Annotated in this window: 12 protein-coding genes; 6 read left to right on the forward strand and 6 right to left on the reverse strand. The window is 64.9% G+C overall.

Annotation, left to right across the window (positions count from 1 at the left end; genetic code table 11):
• Positions 1-43 precede the first annotated feature (43 nt).
• Entirely contained in the window at positions 44-883 is an 840-nt protein-coding gene (locus DDF70_RS02775) for a chorismate mutase (protein ID WP_114943351.1), read from the reverse strand.
• Positions 884-1,139: 256 nt separating this feature from the next.
• Here DDF70_RS02775 and DDF70_RS38660 point away from each other — a divergent pair, with 256 nt between their 5' ends.
• From DDF70_RS38660 to metW, 3 genes are all read left to right on the forward strand, one after another.
• Positions 1,140-3,221, forward strand: coding sequence for a cadherin domain-containing protein (locus DDF70_RS38660; protein ID WP_114943352.1), 2,082 nt, complete (start codon positions 1,140-1,142; stop codon positions 3,219-3,221).
• Between the two features lie 309 nt (positions 3,222-3,530).
• Entirely contained in the window at positions 3,531-4,703 is a 1,173-nt protein-coding gene (metX, locus tag DDF70_RS02785) for a homoserine O-acetyltransferase MetX (protein WP_425374045.1), read from the forward strand.
• The gene (gene metW, locus DDF70_RS02790; protein WP_114943353.1) at positions 4,700-5,344 is read left to right on the forward strand and encodes a methionine biosynthesis protein MetW; all 645 of its coding nucleotides are present in this window, start codon (positions 4,700-4,702) and stop codon (positions 5,342-5,344) included. Before metX ends, metW begins: the two co-directional genes overlap by 4 nt.
• Positions 5,345-5,504: 160 nt before the next feature.
• On the opposite strand, the gene xerD is transcribed toward metW, so the two are convergent.
• Complete coding sequence (gene xerD / locus DDF70_RS02795; RefSeq protein WP_114943354.1) at positions 5,505-6,437, reverse strand: site-specific tyrosine recombinase XerD; 933 nt, start codon at positions 6,435-6,437, stop codon at positions 5,505-5,507.
• Complete coding sequence (locus DDF70_RS02800) at positions 6,434-6,583, reverse strand: hypothetical protein (protein ID WP_009493318.1); 150 nt, start codon at positions 6,581-6,583, stop codon at positions 6,434-6,436. Before DDF70_RS02800 ends, xerD begins: the two co-directional genes overlap by 4 nt.
• 200 nt (positions 6,584-6,783) lie before the next feature.
• Here DDF70_RS02800 and DDF70_RS02805 point away from each other — a divergent pair, with 200 nt between their 5' ends.
• Genes DDF70_RS02805 through DDF70_RS02815 form a run of 3 tightly spaced genes read left to right on the forward strand, consistent with a single transcriptional unit; the run spans position 6,784 to position 9,856 of the window.
• Complete coding sequence (locus tag DDF70_RS02805; RefSeq protein ID WP_245435350.1) at positions 6,784-7,416, forward strand: shikimate kinase; 633 nt, start codon at positions 6,784-6,786, stop codon at positions 7,414-7,416.
• Positions 7,413-8,561: a 3-dehydroquinate synthase gene (aroB, locus tag DDF70_RS02810; protein WP_114943356.1), complete on the forward strand. Its 1,149-nt coding sequence runs from the start codon at positions 7,413-7,415 to the stop codon at positions 8,559-8,561. Before DDF70_RS02805 ends, aroB begins: the two co-directional genes overlap by 4 nt.
• On the forward strand, positions 8,558-9,856 hold the full coding sequence (locus DDF70_RS02815; RefSeq protein WP_114943357.1) for an HlyC/CorC family transporter: 1,299 nt from the start codon (positions 8,558-8,560) through the stop codon (positions 9,854-9,856). The genes aroB and DDF70_RS02815 overlap by 4 nt, the downstream gene beginning before the upstream one ends.
• A gap of 277 nt (positions 9,857-10,133) precedes the next feature.
• Here DDF70_RS02815 and DDF70_RS02820 read toward each other — a convergent pair whose 3' ends face one another.
• The 3 genes from DDF70_RS02820 to DDF70_RS02830 all read right to left on the reverse strand — a co-directional run bounded on the left by DDF70_RS02820 (position 10,134) and on the right by DDF70_RS02830 (position 14,870).
• Positions 10,134-11,003, reverse strand: a complete 870-nt coding sequence (locus DDF70_RS02820; RefSeq protein WP_114943358.1) for an alpha/beta fold hydrolase — start codon at positions 11,001-11,003, stop codon at positions 10,134-10,136.
• Positions 11,000-12,796 (reverse strand): glucan ABC transporter ATP-binding protein/ permease, encoded by a 1,797-nt coding sequence (locus DDF70_RS02825; RefSeq protein ID WP_114943359.1) that lies wholly within the window; start codon positions 12,794-12,796, stop codon positions 11,000-11,002. The genes DDF70_RS02820 and DDF70_RS02825 overlap by 4 nt, the downstream gene beginning before the upstream one ends.
• Before the next feature lie 106 nt (positions 12,797-12,902).
• Positions 12,903-14,870, reverse strand: a complete 1,968-nt coding sequence (locus tag DDF70_RS02830; protein ID WP_114943360.1) for an ABC transporter ATP-binding protein/permease — start codon at positions 14,868-14,870, stop codon at positions 12,903-12,905.
• Positions 14,871-14,944: the final 74 nt, after the last annotated feature.

Below are 14,944 nucleotides of genomic sequence, written 5' to 3' on the forward strand. Positions count from 1 at the left end.
CTAGCAATCGAATGATGGGAGACGCTCTAGCGCAGGTCGGATTTCATTTCACGTGGAAACGTTCGGCATGGCTGCCGATCTCGGCGAGCTGCGCGAGGCTGGCGCCGGCCTTTGTGAGGGACTGACGCAGCTGCGCGGGCTCGACGGTGCCGGGCACGGCGATGAGCTCGGACAGGCCGTTGGTGTCGGCCGCGCTCGCCACCACTTCCCCGCCGAGCTGCGTCAGGGCCTCATTGGCGCCCTTGTGCCAGCGCTCGAACTGGGCGGCATAAAGCACCACGTCGCGCACGGCGGCATCGGTCAGGGGCTTGGAGATGACGAAGACCGGCGTTCCGGCCGGATGATCGGGCCGCTCGATGAAGGGCAGGCGCGCGATGATCTTCGGGCGGCGCTTGTCGGCGAGCGTGCGCCACCAGGCGCCGCTGGTCGCGCCCTGGTCGAGCCGGAAGATGCCGAGATCGCCCCGGGAGGCCGCCACCGCCTCGATCACGGCCGCCGCGCTCGGATGGGTGATGTAGGGCACCGTGAAGCCGAAATGGAACCGGGCCGAGTCGCGCATCGGCGCATCCCCGCCCGACACGTCCGCATGGACCGAGTAGTTGGACTGGACATAGGTGAAGGTGCCGATGATCACCCGCCAGATGCTCTCCACCGTGTCGAGGGGCAGCAATCCCTCATGGCGCTCGGCCAGCGCCTTCATCATCGAGGCCTCGCGGCCTGGCCGGAAAGCGGAGCTAATGCCCGTCTGGGAGGCCTTCTTGGAGGCGATCAGCCGGTCGATGATGGTGCCGCGCTCCATGAGCAGCCGGTGCATCGCCTCGTCGATCCGATCGATCTCCTGGCGCAGCTCGGCAAGGGACGGGACGGGCTTCTCGGCAGACATATCGCAGGATCCTTCGGTCGGGCGCCTTTCTTTGACGGTTTTGGGGGCCGTTGTCATCACTGATCACACGGCAGATTTGCAGGGCAAGTCTGCCCTAGCGGAAGCAAAAGTCCGTTCGGACGCTGCGCTCATCGAGGGTTGAAGCCTCAGACTTGGCTCCAATTCCACTTATCCATTCTTGAGCCGTGAGGTCCCGAGCCACGTTGCTGTCAAGTTTTGCTAATGTTATACTATACGACAATCGGAGTGCCTGAAATTGACGGATTATAGTTTCACGTCGGATCTTGAGGCCACAGACGATCGCATCCGTCTTCTCGACGGCGACGATTACGTCACGGTGGCCGCCGGAGTGACGCTCAAGGCTTCGGGCATCATCGATAATAATCCGCGTTGGGGGGCGGAAGGGTTTTACTCCTCTGGTTTCTCGGACAGGCTCGACATCCTCGGCTCGGTCGTCAGCGCCAATGGACACGCCCTCTATCTGCGAGGGATGAACGATATTTCCATAGGCGCCGCAGGGTCGGTCAGCGCCTTCTACTATGGAATTGTGATCTATGGCTCTGCCGAGGAGGCGGGTCGGACGACGCTCAACAACCAAGGTACAATCAGCGGCAATGATGGAGCGATCTCCAGCCTTGAAGGTGCCGTTACGATCAATAATTCCGGCACGATCAGAGCGGGTTCTCAAGGTTCAGCAATCGAACTTGGAGGCGCCGACGACAGATTGATCAATACAGGCCTGATTGAAGGCTACATCTTCCTTGGAAATGGGGACGATTTTTACGATGGGCGCGGGGGACGCGTCACAAAGTCCATTATTCTTGGACAGGGAAACAATACGGCCTATGGCGGCGACGGAAGGGAAACCTTTGTTATCGACGAAGGAACGAATGTGATCGATGGCGGAGGCGGGATCAATACGATCGAGATCATGGGCGGGAGTACGGTCGATCTCCGCATCGAGGATCCGCAGCAGACAGGACACGGACTTTATACGCTCCGCAATATCCAGAACATCACTAGCAGTTACGGGATCGATCATTTAACCGGCAATGATCTCGAAAATGGCTTTGCGGGCGGAGGCGCAGATGATGTTCTCGATGGCGGGGGCGCAGATGACTTCCTTAGCGGACAAGGCGGCAACGACATCCTGATTGGCGGGACTGGAAACGACACTCTCGACGGCGGCATCGAACCCAACGACGGCTCTCCTGGCAGCGACACGGCGCGTTACAGCGGAGATGCAGCCGTGACCGTCAGCCTGAAGCTGCAGAACCAGAGGCAGGATACCGGGGGATATGGCCTGGATTTCCTTGTTGGGATCGAAAATCTGGAGGGTGGCAGAGGCAACGATACGCTCATCGGCGATGACAATCGCAACAAGCTGATCGGCAACGATGGCGACGACACGCTCAACGGCGGCAAAGGCCCCGATACGCTCGACGGTGGCGCGGGGACGAACACGGCAGTTTTTGCGGGCAACAGAGCCGATTACGGCTATGTCACGACAGACGGCGTTACGACTGTCACAAGTCAACTCGAAGGCATCGATGAACTGCGCAACATCCGCTTTCTCGAATTCGCCGACGGCAGGATCGCTCTCTACAACACCAGGCCCGACAACATCGCGTTCTCGAAAACCGCCTTCGCCGAAAACCTCCTCGTCAACACTCCCCTCGCCACGCTGTCGGCGCATGATGCCGAAGGCGATGCGATCACCTACACGCTGAGCGACCCCACCGGCACCTTCAGTCTCGACGGCACGGCCCTCGTGCTGCTCAAGCCGCTCGATTATGAGACCAACACCAGCTACAGCGTCACGGTAACGGCCAAGGACCAATATGGGCTTGAGACCACCCAGGAGATCACCCTCAGCGTCAGCGATATCGCTGATACGCCAGGAAATCCGGGCGATCCCGGCACACCCGTGGATTCACCGCTCACGCTGAACGGCACCGCAGGCGACGACACACTCGCCGGAAAGGGCGCTAACGACATCCTCTACGGCTTCGGAGGCAAGGACCAGCTCTACGGCAATGGCGGCAACGACCGGCTCTCCGGCGGGCTGGGCAACGACACGCTCACCGGCGGAGCCGGGCAGGACGTGTTCGTGTTCGACGCCAAGTTGGCCAAGACCAACACGCTGAACAAGCAGCAGAACCTGGACCGGATCCTCGACTTCGTCGTGGCCGACGACACGATCCACCTGGCCAAAAGCGTGTTTTCCAAGATCAGCAAGAAGGGCGTGCTCAAGAAGGGCGAGTTCTTCGTCGGCAGCGCGGCGCATGACCGGGACGATCGGGTGATCTACAACAAGAAGACCGGCGCCCTGTTCTAGGATGCCGATGGCAATGGCGCCAAGGAGGCGATTCAGGTCGCCACCCTGTCCAAGAACCTCAAGCTCACCAACCTCGACTTCTTTGTCATCTGAGACCGTCCTGGCTGGACAGGTTCCACCGTCATGCCCGCGCTTGCCGCAGGCATCCACGTCTTTTGACACTACGGCTCAAAGACGTGGATGGCCGGCACAAGGCCGGCCACGACATGGAGGGAATATCCACCCCACCTCCTACCGAGACGTTATGTTCGTTGACGCGACAGCCGCTCCGCAGTACCGGTTGTTCGAAAGAACGAACATTTCCGCTCAATGATGTCCTTTGCGCCCCTGTCCTCCGAACCGCGAAGCCAGGTCGACGACCCGTCGAGCCTGGTCATGCGCTTTGGCGCGGACGAGCCCCTGATGATGGATTCCGGGGTGGCTCTGGCCCCCTGGCAGATTGCCTACCAGACTTACGGCACCCTGAACGCGGACCGATCCAACGCCGTCCTGATCTGCCATGCCCTGACCGGCGACCAGCATGTGGCGAACGACAATCCGGTGACGGGCAAGCCCGGCTGGTGGCTGACCATGGTGGGCCCCGGCAAGCCGGTGGACACGAACCGTTTCTTCGTGATCTGCGCCAACGTGATCGGCGGCTGCATGGGCACCACGGGCCCGGCCTCCATCAACCCGGTCACGGGCGAGCCCTATGCCCTCGACTTCCCGGTCGTCACCGTCCGGGACATGGTGCGGGCGCAGGCCGCTTTGATCGACAAGCTCGGGATCGAGAGCCTGTTCTGCGTCGTCGGCGGCTCCATGGGCGGCATGCAGGTGCTGCAATGGGCGGTGAGCTATTCGAATCGGGTCTTTTCGGCCCTGCCCATCGCGACGGCCGCCCGCCATTCCGCCCAGAACATCGCCTTCCACGAGGTCGGCCGCCAGGCCGTGATGGCCGATCCGGAGTGGCGCAGTGGGCGCTACCTGACCGAGGGCACGCGCCCCTCCAAGGGCCTCGCCGTCGCCCGCATGGGCGCGCATATCACCTATCTGTCCGAGATGGCCCTGCACCGGAAGTTCGGACGCAACTTCCAGGACCGCAGCGCCCCGACCTTCTCCTTCGACGCCGATTTTCAGATCGAGAGCTACCTGCGCTACCAGGGCATCTCCTTCGTCGAGCGGTTCGACGCCAATTCCTATCTCTACGTCACCCGTGCGATGGATTATTTCGACATCGCGGCGGAGCATGGCGGCTCTCTCGCCAAGGCCTTCAAGGGCTCGGCCACGCGCTTCTGCGTGATCTCGTTCACCTCCGACTGGCTGTTCCCCACCTCCGACTCGCGGGCCATCGTCCACGCGCTCAACGCGGCGGCCGCCTCCGTCGGTTTCGTCGAGGTGGAAAGCGACAAGGGGCACGACGCCTTCCTGCTCGAGGAGCCCGAGATGTTCGCGGCCGCCCGCGGCTTCATCGACGCGGCCGCGCGGGTGCGGGGGATCGCATGAGCCTGCCGGCCACCCTGCCCCTGACCGACAGCGAGACCGGCCACCGCCTCGACTTCCTCCTGGTGGCCGACATGGTCGAGCCGGGCTCCCGCGTGCTCGACATCGGCTGCGGCGACGGTTCCCTGCTCGCCATCCTGCGCGACCGCAGGCAAGTCGACGGGCGCGGCATCGAGATTTCGCGCGAGGGCGTGAATGCGTGCCTCGCCAAGGGCCTGCCGGTCATCCAGGGCGACGCGGACACGGACCTCGCCGATTATCCGGACGATGCCTTCGATTACGTGATCCTCTCGCAGACGATCCAGGCGACGCGCCAGCCCAAGGTCGTGCTGGAGCATCTCCTGCGCATCGGCCGCCGGGCCATCGTGTCCTTCCCGAATTTCGGCCATTGGCGCGTGCGGTTCGACCTCAGCTTCCGCGGCCGGATGCCCATGACCGAGAACCTCCCCTATTCCTGGTACGACACGCCGAACATCCATTTCTGCACCATCCGCGACTTCGTGGAGCTGTGCCGGGAAGTGGGCGCCCAGATGGAAAAGGCGGTCGCGCTCAATGCCGGCGGCCAGCCCATGCGCGTCACCCTGCCCTGGTGGGTGTGGAACCTGCTCGGCGACCAGGGCGTGTTCCTGCTGAAGCGGCGGTAATACTCCACGCGCCGTCATTCCGGGGCCGCGGAGCGGAACCCGGGATCCATAACCGCTGACCGCGCAGAAATACGTGTACCGCTGGGAGCCTCTTCCTGAACCGTGGTGTTTATGGGTTCCGGGCTCGCCTTCGGCGCCCCGGAATGACACTGGGAGAGCCCTACCCCTCCCGCTCCGCCAGCGGGTGCAGGTCGCGCACCATGCTCTTCAGGCGCTCGTCCAGCACATGGGTGTAGATCTGGGTCGTCGAGATGTCGGAATGACCCAGCAGTTCCTGCACGACGCGCAGGTCGGCACCGTTCTGGAGCAGGTGGCTGGCGAAGGCGTGGCGGAGCACGTGGGGGCTGACCTTGTCGGCCCTTAGGCCCGCCGCCCCGGCCACCGCTTTCAGGTCGCGGGCGAACGCCTGGCGGGTGAGATGGCCGCTCTCGCTGTCGGCCGGGAACAGCCAGGGGCCGACGGCCTTCTTCTGCTCCTCCATCAGGGCGAGATAGGCCCGCGCCGCATCCCGGGCCGCCTCGGTGAGGGGAACGAGCCGTTCCTTCGCGCCCTTGCCGCGCACCACGAGAAAGCGGTCGCGGGTCCGGGCGGCGCTGCTCGGCAGGGCGATCAGCTCCGAGACGCGCAGGCCCGTGGCATAGAGCAGCTCCAGCAGGCAGGCCATGCGGGCGGCGCGCAGGCGGTCGGCAGGCGTGGCCTGCGGGTGCCCGACGCCCTCATAGGCCACCCGCAGCAGGCGGTCGACCTCGGCGACGGAGAGAACTTTTGGAAGCGCCCTCCCCCGTTTCGGCGCCGAGACGGCCGCCGTCGGGTCCGCCGGGGCATAGCCTTCCACGTAAAGGAACTTGTGGAACTGGCGCACCGCCGAGAGGCGGCGGGCCGCCGAGGAGGCCTTCAGGCCCCGCTCCTCGAGGCTCGCCATGAAGCCCCGCACAACGGCCGAGGTCGCATTGTCGGGCTGGCCGCCGGCTTCTTTTAGGTAAGCGAGATAATCGTCCAGGTCGCGCCGGTAGGCGTCGAGCGTGTTCTTGGAGGCGCCGCGCTCGGCGGCGAGCATGTCAAGGAAAAGGCTGGCGTGGCGTGCGCCGCTCATGAAGACGAGGGCGTCTTGCTGGTATGCACCGGAACCGAGATCTCGCGCGGATCGGGCTGGACAAAGGTCGCCAGGGCGATCATGGCGGCAAAGCCAAGGCCCGCGAGGACGGCGACGACGAAGAGAAATCGGAACAGGGTGGGCACGTGAGCCTCTTGAAGCGTTGAACCGCTAGAACCATGCCAGGGCCTGGAAGGCAAGTCCTTGACTTCTGTTAAGTTTGACCGGGACGGGAGGATAACACCCTTGTGACAGGGCGCTACGCCCGTGCCGGCCCGGACAATGAGCTCCGGATAGCTCCCAAAAGTGCATTCCACTTTTTGGCCCGATGCTCTACGACATTCACATGAACAATATCAGCCGCTTCAATTCGCTCGATGAAGTCGGCGGGCAAAACCAGGCAAGCCAGCGCGGCCACCCCGTGACCCGCCAGCTCGGCACGCGATCGATTGTGCTCGTCGGGCTCATGGGCGCCGGGAAGAGCACCGTGGGCCGCAGACTCGCGCAGGCGCTCAAGCTGCCTTTCCGTGACGCCGATCACGAGATCGAGGCCGCCGCCGGCATGACCATCCCCGAGATCTTCGCCATCCACGGCGAGGATCATTTCCGCGACGGCGAGCGACGCGTGATCGCCCGTCTCCTGCAGGAAGGGCCGATCGTGCTCGCCACCGGCGGCGGAGCCTTCATGAACGAGGAGACCCGAGGCCGCATCGCCGAGAACGGCGTCTCGCTCTGGCTCAAGGCCGATCTCGACATCCTCATGCGCCGCGTCCGCAAGCGGGCGACCCGCCCGCTGCTGCAGAACCCAGACCCGGAGGGCACCATGCGCCGCCTGATGGAGCAGCGCTATCCGGTCTATGCCACGGCGGACATCACCCTCGATTCCCACGAGGCGCCGCACGACCGGGTGGTCGCCGACGCCATCAAGGCACTGGGCGATTGGTTCGCACGCGAACAACAAGGGAGCGCCGAAGCATGACGCCGCTGGCTGCCCGGACGGAGGGCTCCTCCTTCATCACGGTTCCGGTCCCGCTCGGCGACAGGGCCTACGACATCCTGGTCGGACGCGGCCTGATCGAGACGGCCGGAGCACGGATCGCCGCTCTTGGTGCCCGTGCCGCCGCCATCGTGACGGACGAGCATGTGGGACCGCTTTATGCCGGCGCTCTGGCGGGCGCCCTGGAGGCCCAGGGCCTGCGCGCCTCGGTCGTCACGCTTCCCCCCGGCGAGGCCACCAAGTCCTATGCCAGCCTGGAACGGGTCTGCGACGCGGTGCTGGCCGCGAAGATCGAGCGCGGCGACCTCGTGGTGGCGCTCGGCGGCGGCGTGATCGGGGATCTGGCGGGCTTTGCGGCCGCCGTGGTGCGCCGGGGCGTGCGCTTCGTCCAGGTGCCGACCACCCTGCTCTCGCAGGTCGATTCCTCCGTCGGCGGCAAGACCGGCATCAACTCCCGTCACGGCAAGAACCTCGTCGGCGCCTTCCACCAGCCGAGCCTGGTGCTAGCCGACACGGCCCTCCTCGACACCCTGCCGGTCCGCGAGATGCGCGCCGGTTACGCCGAGGTGGCGAAATACGGCCTCATCGACGACGAGCGCTTCTTCGCCTGGTGCGAGGCCAACTGGCAGGGCGTCTTCGCCGGCGGCCCCGAGCGGGACGAGGCCGTGGCGCAGAGCTGCCGGGCCAAGGCCGACGTAGTGGTGCGAGACGAGCACGAGAACGGCGACAGGGCCCTGCTCAATCTCGGCCATACCTTCGGCCACGCCCTCGAGCGGATCACCCGTTACGATTCCACCCGTCTCGTCCATGGCGAGGGCGTCGCCATCGGGCTGGCCCTCGCCTTCCGCTTCTCCGCCTCGCTCGGGCTGTGCCCGGCAGCGGATGCCGAGCGCGTCGAGGCCCATCTGGCGGCCGCTGGACTTCCCACGCGCCTTTCCCATGTTCCGGGTGGCTGCGGCACGGTCGACGAGCTCCTCGACGCCATGGCCCAGGACAAGAAGGTGAAGGGCGGCGCCCTGACCTTCATCCTGGCCCGGGGCATCGGCCGGAGCTTCATCGCTCCCAGTGTCGAGGCCGACAAGGTCCGCAGCTTCCTGGTCAGCGAACTCGAACCGTCACGCTCATGATCGAAGAATCCTTTGGCGATCTCTGGTTTGCAGCCCTGGTCGTCATCTTCTGTCTTCTGCTCTCGGCCTTCTTCTCGGCCGGCGAGACGGCCTTCACCGGCGCATCGCGCTCCCGCATGCTGGTTCTGGAAAAAGGCGGAGACACGCGCGCCAAGCTGGTGAACCGCCTGCTCGAGATACGCGAGCGCTTCATCGGCACGGTGCTGATCGGCAACAACATCGTCAATATCGGCGTCTCGTCCTTCGCCACCAGCGTGCTCGTGGCGATCTTCGGCCACGAGGGCGCGATCTACGCCACCGTGCTCATGTCGATCCTGGTGATCGTCTTCGCCGAGGTGCTGCCGAAGACCGTCGCGATCTCCTCCCCCGAAACCGTCTCGCTCGCTCTCTCGCGGCCCATGACGTGGGCCGTGGCGCTGATCGGACCGCTTGCCATCGCGATCGAGCGGATCGTGCGGCTCATGCTGCGCCCGTTCGGCATCAAGATCGGGGCGAACACGCCGATCCTTTCCGCCAGCGAGGAAATCCGCGGGCAGGTCGCTTTGCTGCACAAGGAAGGCGGCGTGGCGAAGGTGGAACGCGACATGCTGGGCGGCCTCCTCGACCTCGAAGACCTGACCGTCTCGGAGGTCATGGTCCACCGCACCAAGATGCGCACCATCAACGCGGATCTCTCGTCGGAGGAGATCGTCCGCGAGGTGCTGTCCTCGCCCTATACCCGCATGCCGCTCTGGCGCGAGAGCCAGGAGAACATCGTCGGTGTGCTCCACGCCAAGGACCTCCTGCGCGCCCTCGATGCGGTCGGCGGCGATGCGAGCAGGCTGAGGGTCGAGGCAATCGCGCTCGAAACCTGGTTCGTGCCGGACACCACGTCGCTGCGCGACCAGTTGAAGGCTTTTCTGGCGAAGAAGACGCACTTCGCCCTCGTGGTCGACGAGTACGGCGAGGTGATGGGACTGGTGACGCTCGAGGACATCCTCGAGGAGATCGTCGGCGACATCAAGGACGAGCACGATCTCTCGGTCCAGGGCGTGCGACCGCAGCCGAACGGCTCGGTGAATGTCGACGGCTCCGTGCCGATCCGCGACCTCAACCGCGCCATGGACTGGAACCTGCCCGACGAGGAGGCGACCACCATCGCGGGCCTCGTCATCCACGAGGCGCAGACCATCCCCGATACGGGCCAGATCTTCACCTTCCACGGCTTCCGCTTCCAGGTGCTGCGCAAATCGCGCAACCGGATCATGGCGCTGAGAATCACCCCGCTCGCCCTGGTGCGCCCCCGGGCCGAATAATGGCGGAGATACGCTGTCTGCCCCTCTTACGTCATCCCCGGCCTTGGGCCGGTGATCTCGATCGATAGAGGCGCAGCACTGTCATTCCGGGGCCGCGAAGCGGAACCCGGAACCCATACCCGCCGACGCTGCAGGAAGAGGCGTATTCCGGCCCACTCCTTCTTCACAACGTCGAGTTTATGGGTTCCGGGTTCGCCTGCGGCGTCCCGGAATGACAGGGGCAGCGCGTTACGCCATCGCAATTATCGATACACGGACATGAGAGCGGAGCGTGCCTTCACGGCTTCAAAAACGCGACCATCGCGGCATTCACGGCCTCCGGTTCCTCATGCTGGACCCAGTGGGTCGCGCTCTCGATCCAGCGAGCGCTGCCGGTCTTACACAAGGCAAGGCTCGCCTCCGCCAAGCCCTTCTCCAGAAACCGGTCGCCTGTTCCCCAGATGACGAGCGTCGGCGCACGCACGGTCGGATCCTTCATGTCGGGTTTGAACGGCAGCGCCCGGTACCAGTTCAGCATGGTCGTGACCGCGCCGGGTTGCGACCAGGCCTTCTCGTATTGCGCGATGTCCTCGTCCGAGAACGTTCCGGGGCGGCTCGTGCGCTGGAGCGCGTCCTTGAGACTGCGATAGCCGTTCGCCGAGAGCATGGCATCGGGCAGCCATGGGATCTGGAAGAACCCCACATAGAGGCTTCGCAGCATCTGGCTCGGGTGCGAACGCATATAGGATCCGGCAACGGCCGGATGAGGCGCGTTGAGCACGACGAGTTTCTCGACACGATCCGGATATCGCGAGGCTGTCCACCAGGCGACGAGCCCGCCCCAGTCGTGCCCTACCAGGGAGAACGTGTCGCGTCCGAGTGCATCGGCCAAACCCACGACGTCCTTCGCCAATATGACGAGATCGTAGGCGCGTCGGCCATCGGGCTTGTCGCTGAGGTTGTAGCCGCGCTGATCAGGCACGAGCACACGAAAGCCCGCCTCGGCCAAAGGACCGATCTGATAGCGCCATCCCCACCAGAATTCTGGAAAACCGTGGAGCAGGATCACGAGCGGCCCGTCCTCCGGGCCTGCTTCGATGGCATGAAGAGTCAGGCCGTTGACGTGGTGGCGAACGCCCGTTGTGCGCGGATCGAAGCTTTGCGTCATGCGTGTGCCGACACTCTCACGCGCTTGGGCGGAGGCTCCTCGGCGGCCATGAACTGCGCCCTCGCAAGCTCCGCGAAGCGACCGCCCTTCGCCACGAGGTCGTCGAAGGTTCCGGTCTCGATAACGCGTCCCTGATCGAACACGAGGATGCGGTTGGCGTTGCGGATGGTGGCGAGCCGATGGGCGATGACGAAGGTCGTGCGTCCCTTCATCACCTCGTCCAGAGCGAGCTGAAGCTTGCGCTCGGTCGCGGCGTCGAGCGCGCTCGTCGCCTCGTCGAGGATGAGGATCGGCGGATTCTTCAGGAGCGCGCGGGCGATCGACAGGCGCTGGCGCTCGCCACCCGACAGGGAGCGCCCGCGCTCGCCGATGACCGTGTCGAGACCTTCCGACTGCCGGGAGATGAACTCGATGGCCTGCGCCCGTTCCAGCGCTTCGATCATCTCCGCGTCGGTGGCATCTGGCTTCCCGACCTGAAGGTTCTCGCGGATGGTGCGGGCGAACAGCATCGGCTCCTGGAACACCACGCCGATATTGCGTCGCAGGGACGAGAGCGTCACGTCGCGGATATCGAGATCGTCGATGCGGATGCAGCCCGATTGCGGATCGAAGGCGCGATGAAGGAGGCCCAGGGTGGTCGACTTGCCGGAGCCGGTGGCGCCGACCAGCGCCACGTTCTCGCCCGCCTGCACGGTGAAGGTCACGTCCTGCACGGCAGGACGCTTGCCGTCGTAGGAGAAGCTCACGTTGTCGAAGACCACGTCGCCGCGATAGCGCTCCACGTTCCTGGCATTGGCACGATCGTGAACGGCGGGAGTCGTGTCCAGGATCTCGAAGAATTCCTGCAGTTTCGGCGCCTGCATGAAGAGCTGGTTGATGAAGCTCACCGCCTGCTCCAGCCGGCCGATCAGCATGGTGGCCATGCTCATGAACATGACCACGTCGCCGATGGTGGCAAGACCGCTCAGGTGCAGCCAGGTGCCGAGCAGGAAGATCGCCGTGACCGTGATCGTGGCAGAAGCGCGGGACGCGACGGAGGCCAGCGCCCACCAGGACAGCACCGGGTTCTGCGCCTGGAGCAATTGCTGGATGATGGTGCGCAGCGAGCGGCTCTCGGCCTCGATGCGGGTGAAGGACTGGATCACCGGCACGTTGCCGAGCGCATCGGAGGCGTGTTCGGCGAGGCTCGAATGATAGCGCTCCACGGAACCCTGCAGGGTTTCCGTCTTGCGCAGCACGATGGCGGTGAGAAACGCGAACACCGCGACGAGCGCGACGAGGAGAAGCCCCAGGCGCCAGTTCAGGAACACGGTGAGCGGCAGGAGGACGACGAGCGCGATGAGAGCCGAGAGATGCTCGCGAAAGAAGCCGAGCCAGAGCCAGGACATGGCGCCCGAGCCCTCCAGCATCACCTTCAGCACGCGGCCCGAATGGGTCGAGGTGTGGAAGGCGAGCGGCAGTTCGAGCACATGCTCGAAGTAGTTCGCCACCACGGACAGCCGCCGGCGATGGGCCAGGCGGTCCGCATGAAGCGCCACGAGCGCGCCGGCGCCGATGGAGAACAATCCGAACGCCACCCAGGCGAGGATGAGCGGCATGAGAACGCCGAAGGTCACGGGCGGAGAGTTCGGGATCTGGGCCCGGGTGAGAACGTCGATGATGCGCCCGAACAGGATCGGCTCCGCGAAGGCCGAGATCGCGAGCGCGATATTGGCCAGGGCCAGCAATGCGCCGACCCTCATGTCGGACCCGAGCTGGCCGAGAACACGGATATACAACCTGATCAGCCGCATGGAGCTCTACCTGCGATACGTGACGACCGGTACTTCGCCTCCGATCAAGGGTTACGCAATTCCCTCTGCTTGAAAAGCCGTGACGCTTCGGACCGGTTCCGCTCCATCATGCGCGGCTCCGTGCCGGCTTGAGGCTCCGGCGAAAGCGCCCGATCCATTTCGGCCCGAGTTTCGACGGCTTGTCCCCGTTCTGCCGCGACCGGGGCCGGGCCAGGAGAATGGCGCCTTCCCGGGTCTTGCGGATGTGAAGGGTGCGGGTGTGGAACTCTTCGAGGCCGGGTCGGTGGCCGATCGACAGCACGCTCGCGCCCTTCAATTCATTCTCGAAAAGGCCCAGCATGGAAGCCTGGTTCTCCTCGTCGAGGGCGGAGGTCGCTTCGTCCATGAACACCCATTTCGGCCGGTGCAGCAGCACCCGGGCAAAGGCCACCCGCTGCTGCTGGCCGAGGGACAGGCTCCGGTCCCAGCGCTCATGCTTGTCGAGCATCTCGACGAACTCGCCCAGGCCGCAGCGTTCGAGGGCCTCGCGAATCCGGGCATCGTCGAAGGTTTCGGGCGAGGCCGGATAGCTGACGGCTGCCCGCAAGGTTCCCAAGGGGAGATAGGGCCGCTGCGGCAGGAACATCATCTCCTCGGGCTTCGGGATGCGGATCCGGCCCGATCCCCAGGGCCAGAGGCCGGAAATGGCACGGAACAGCGTGCTCTTGCCGGCTCCCGATTCACCCATGATCAGCACCCGCTCGCCGGGCTGGATCTCGGCCGTCGCATCCTCGATGAGGATGCTGCCGTCGTTGAGCGCGATGGAGACGCCCTCGAAGCTGAGCCAGCCCTTGGGATGAGGGCTAGTCTCGATCTTGCTGCTCTCGGCCGCGACCTCGTCGAGATCGATGGCGGCCTGCCGGAAGGTGGCGACGCGCAGGACCGCGGAGCGCCAATCGGCGATCTTCGGGAAGTTGTCGACGAAGTAGCGCAGGGCCGACTGCACCTGGTTGAAGGCGCCGACCACCATCATCATCTCGCCGAAGGAAAGACGTCCCGCGAAGTAATCAGGCGCGGCGGCCAGGATCGGCACCACGATGGCGAGCCAACCGTAGCCGGAGGTGATCCAGGTCAGGCGGGCGAGGCCGCCGGAGAGGCGGCGGGAGGCCTTGAGAACCGCCTCGACGAATTCATCGAGGTTTCGGCGCTCGTCCGGCTCTCCGTTGTAGAGGGCGACGCTCTCGGCGCTTTCGTTCACGCGCACGAGCGCGAAGCGCAGCTCGGCCTCGCGGGCATAGCGGAGCGTGTTCAGCCGGATCATCGGGCGGCCGACGAGCCAGGTGAGCCCGGAGCCGATCCCGGCGTAACCCACGGCGACCCAGACCATGTAGCCGGAAATCGTGATCTCGCGCCCGCCCAGGGTGAAGCTGACGGGACCGGACAGGGCCCACAGGACGCCGATGAAGCTCACGAGGAGCAGGAAGGCCTGCAGCATGCCGACGCCGAGCTCCGTGGAGAGTTCGGAAAAGAGGCGGCAGTCCTCCTGCATGCGCTGGTCGGGCTGGGCGCCGTTCTCGCCCATGAAGCCCATCTGGTAGGCACGGTTGGGCTTGAGCCAGATGTCGAGCAGCACCTGGGTCAGGCGCTGCCTGAGCCGGATCTTCAGGCGCTCCTGCAGCCAGGTTTGCGCCACCACGAGGGCCAGCAGCACGCCGACGATGACCATGAAGACCAGGAGCTGATGGAAGAACGCGGAGGTGTCGCGCTTCTCGACCGCATCGAAGAACGCGCCGTTCCATTGATTGAGCCGCACCTGGCCGAACATGTTGCCGACCAGGATGACGAGAATGGCCGCCCCGAGACGGAGCATGGGCCAGCCCTTCCCTTTCCGGAGCATGTCGCGAAAGAGCAGGAACAGCTCCCGCACGATGCTCGGAGCCACCTCGGGGGAATGCGGGGCTTCCGGATGGTGAGTGGCGGCTGTGGCGGCTTCCTTGGCCAGCGTGGTGCCTTGGCCGGGTCCGACCTCCTGCTCGCTCCCCAAAGCCGGCGGCGGAGGCAGCTGCTTGCCTAATTTGGGATCGAAATCCGGCATCTGATGAAACGCGTACTCGTTGAGCTTGAGAGTTCCTCAAGCTAAAGCGCGTTCACATACGTTAGGTTCCGGAA

The sequence above is a fragment of the Microvirga calopogonii genome (genome assembly GCF_003347665.1).
Lineage (GTDB): Bacteria > Pseudomonadota > Alphaproteobacteria > Rhizobiales > Beijerinckiaceae > Microvirga > Microvirga calopogonii.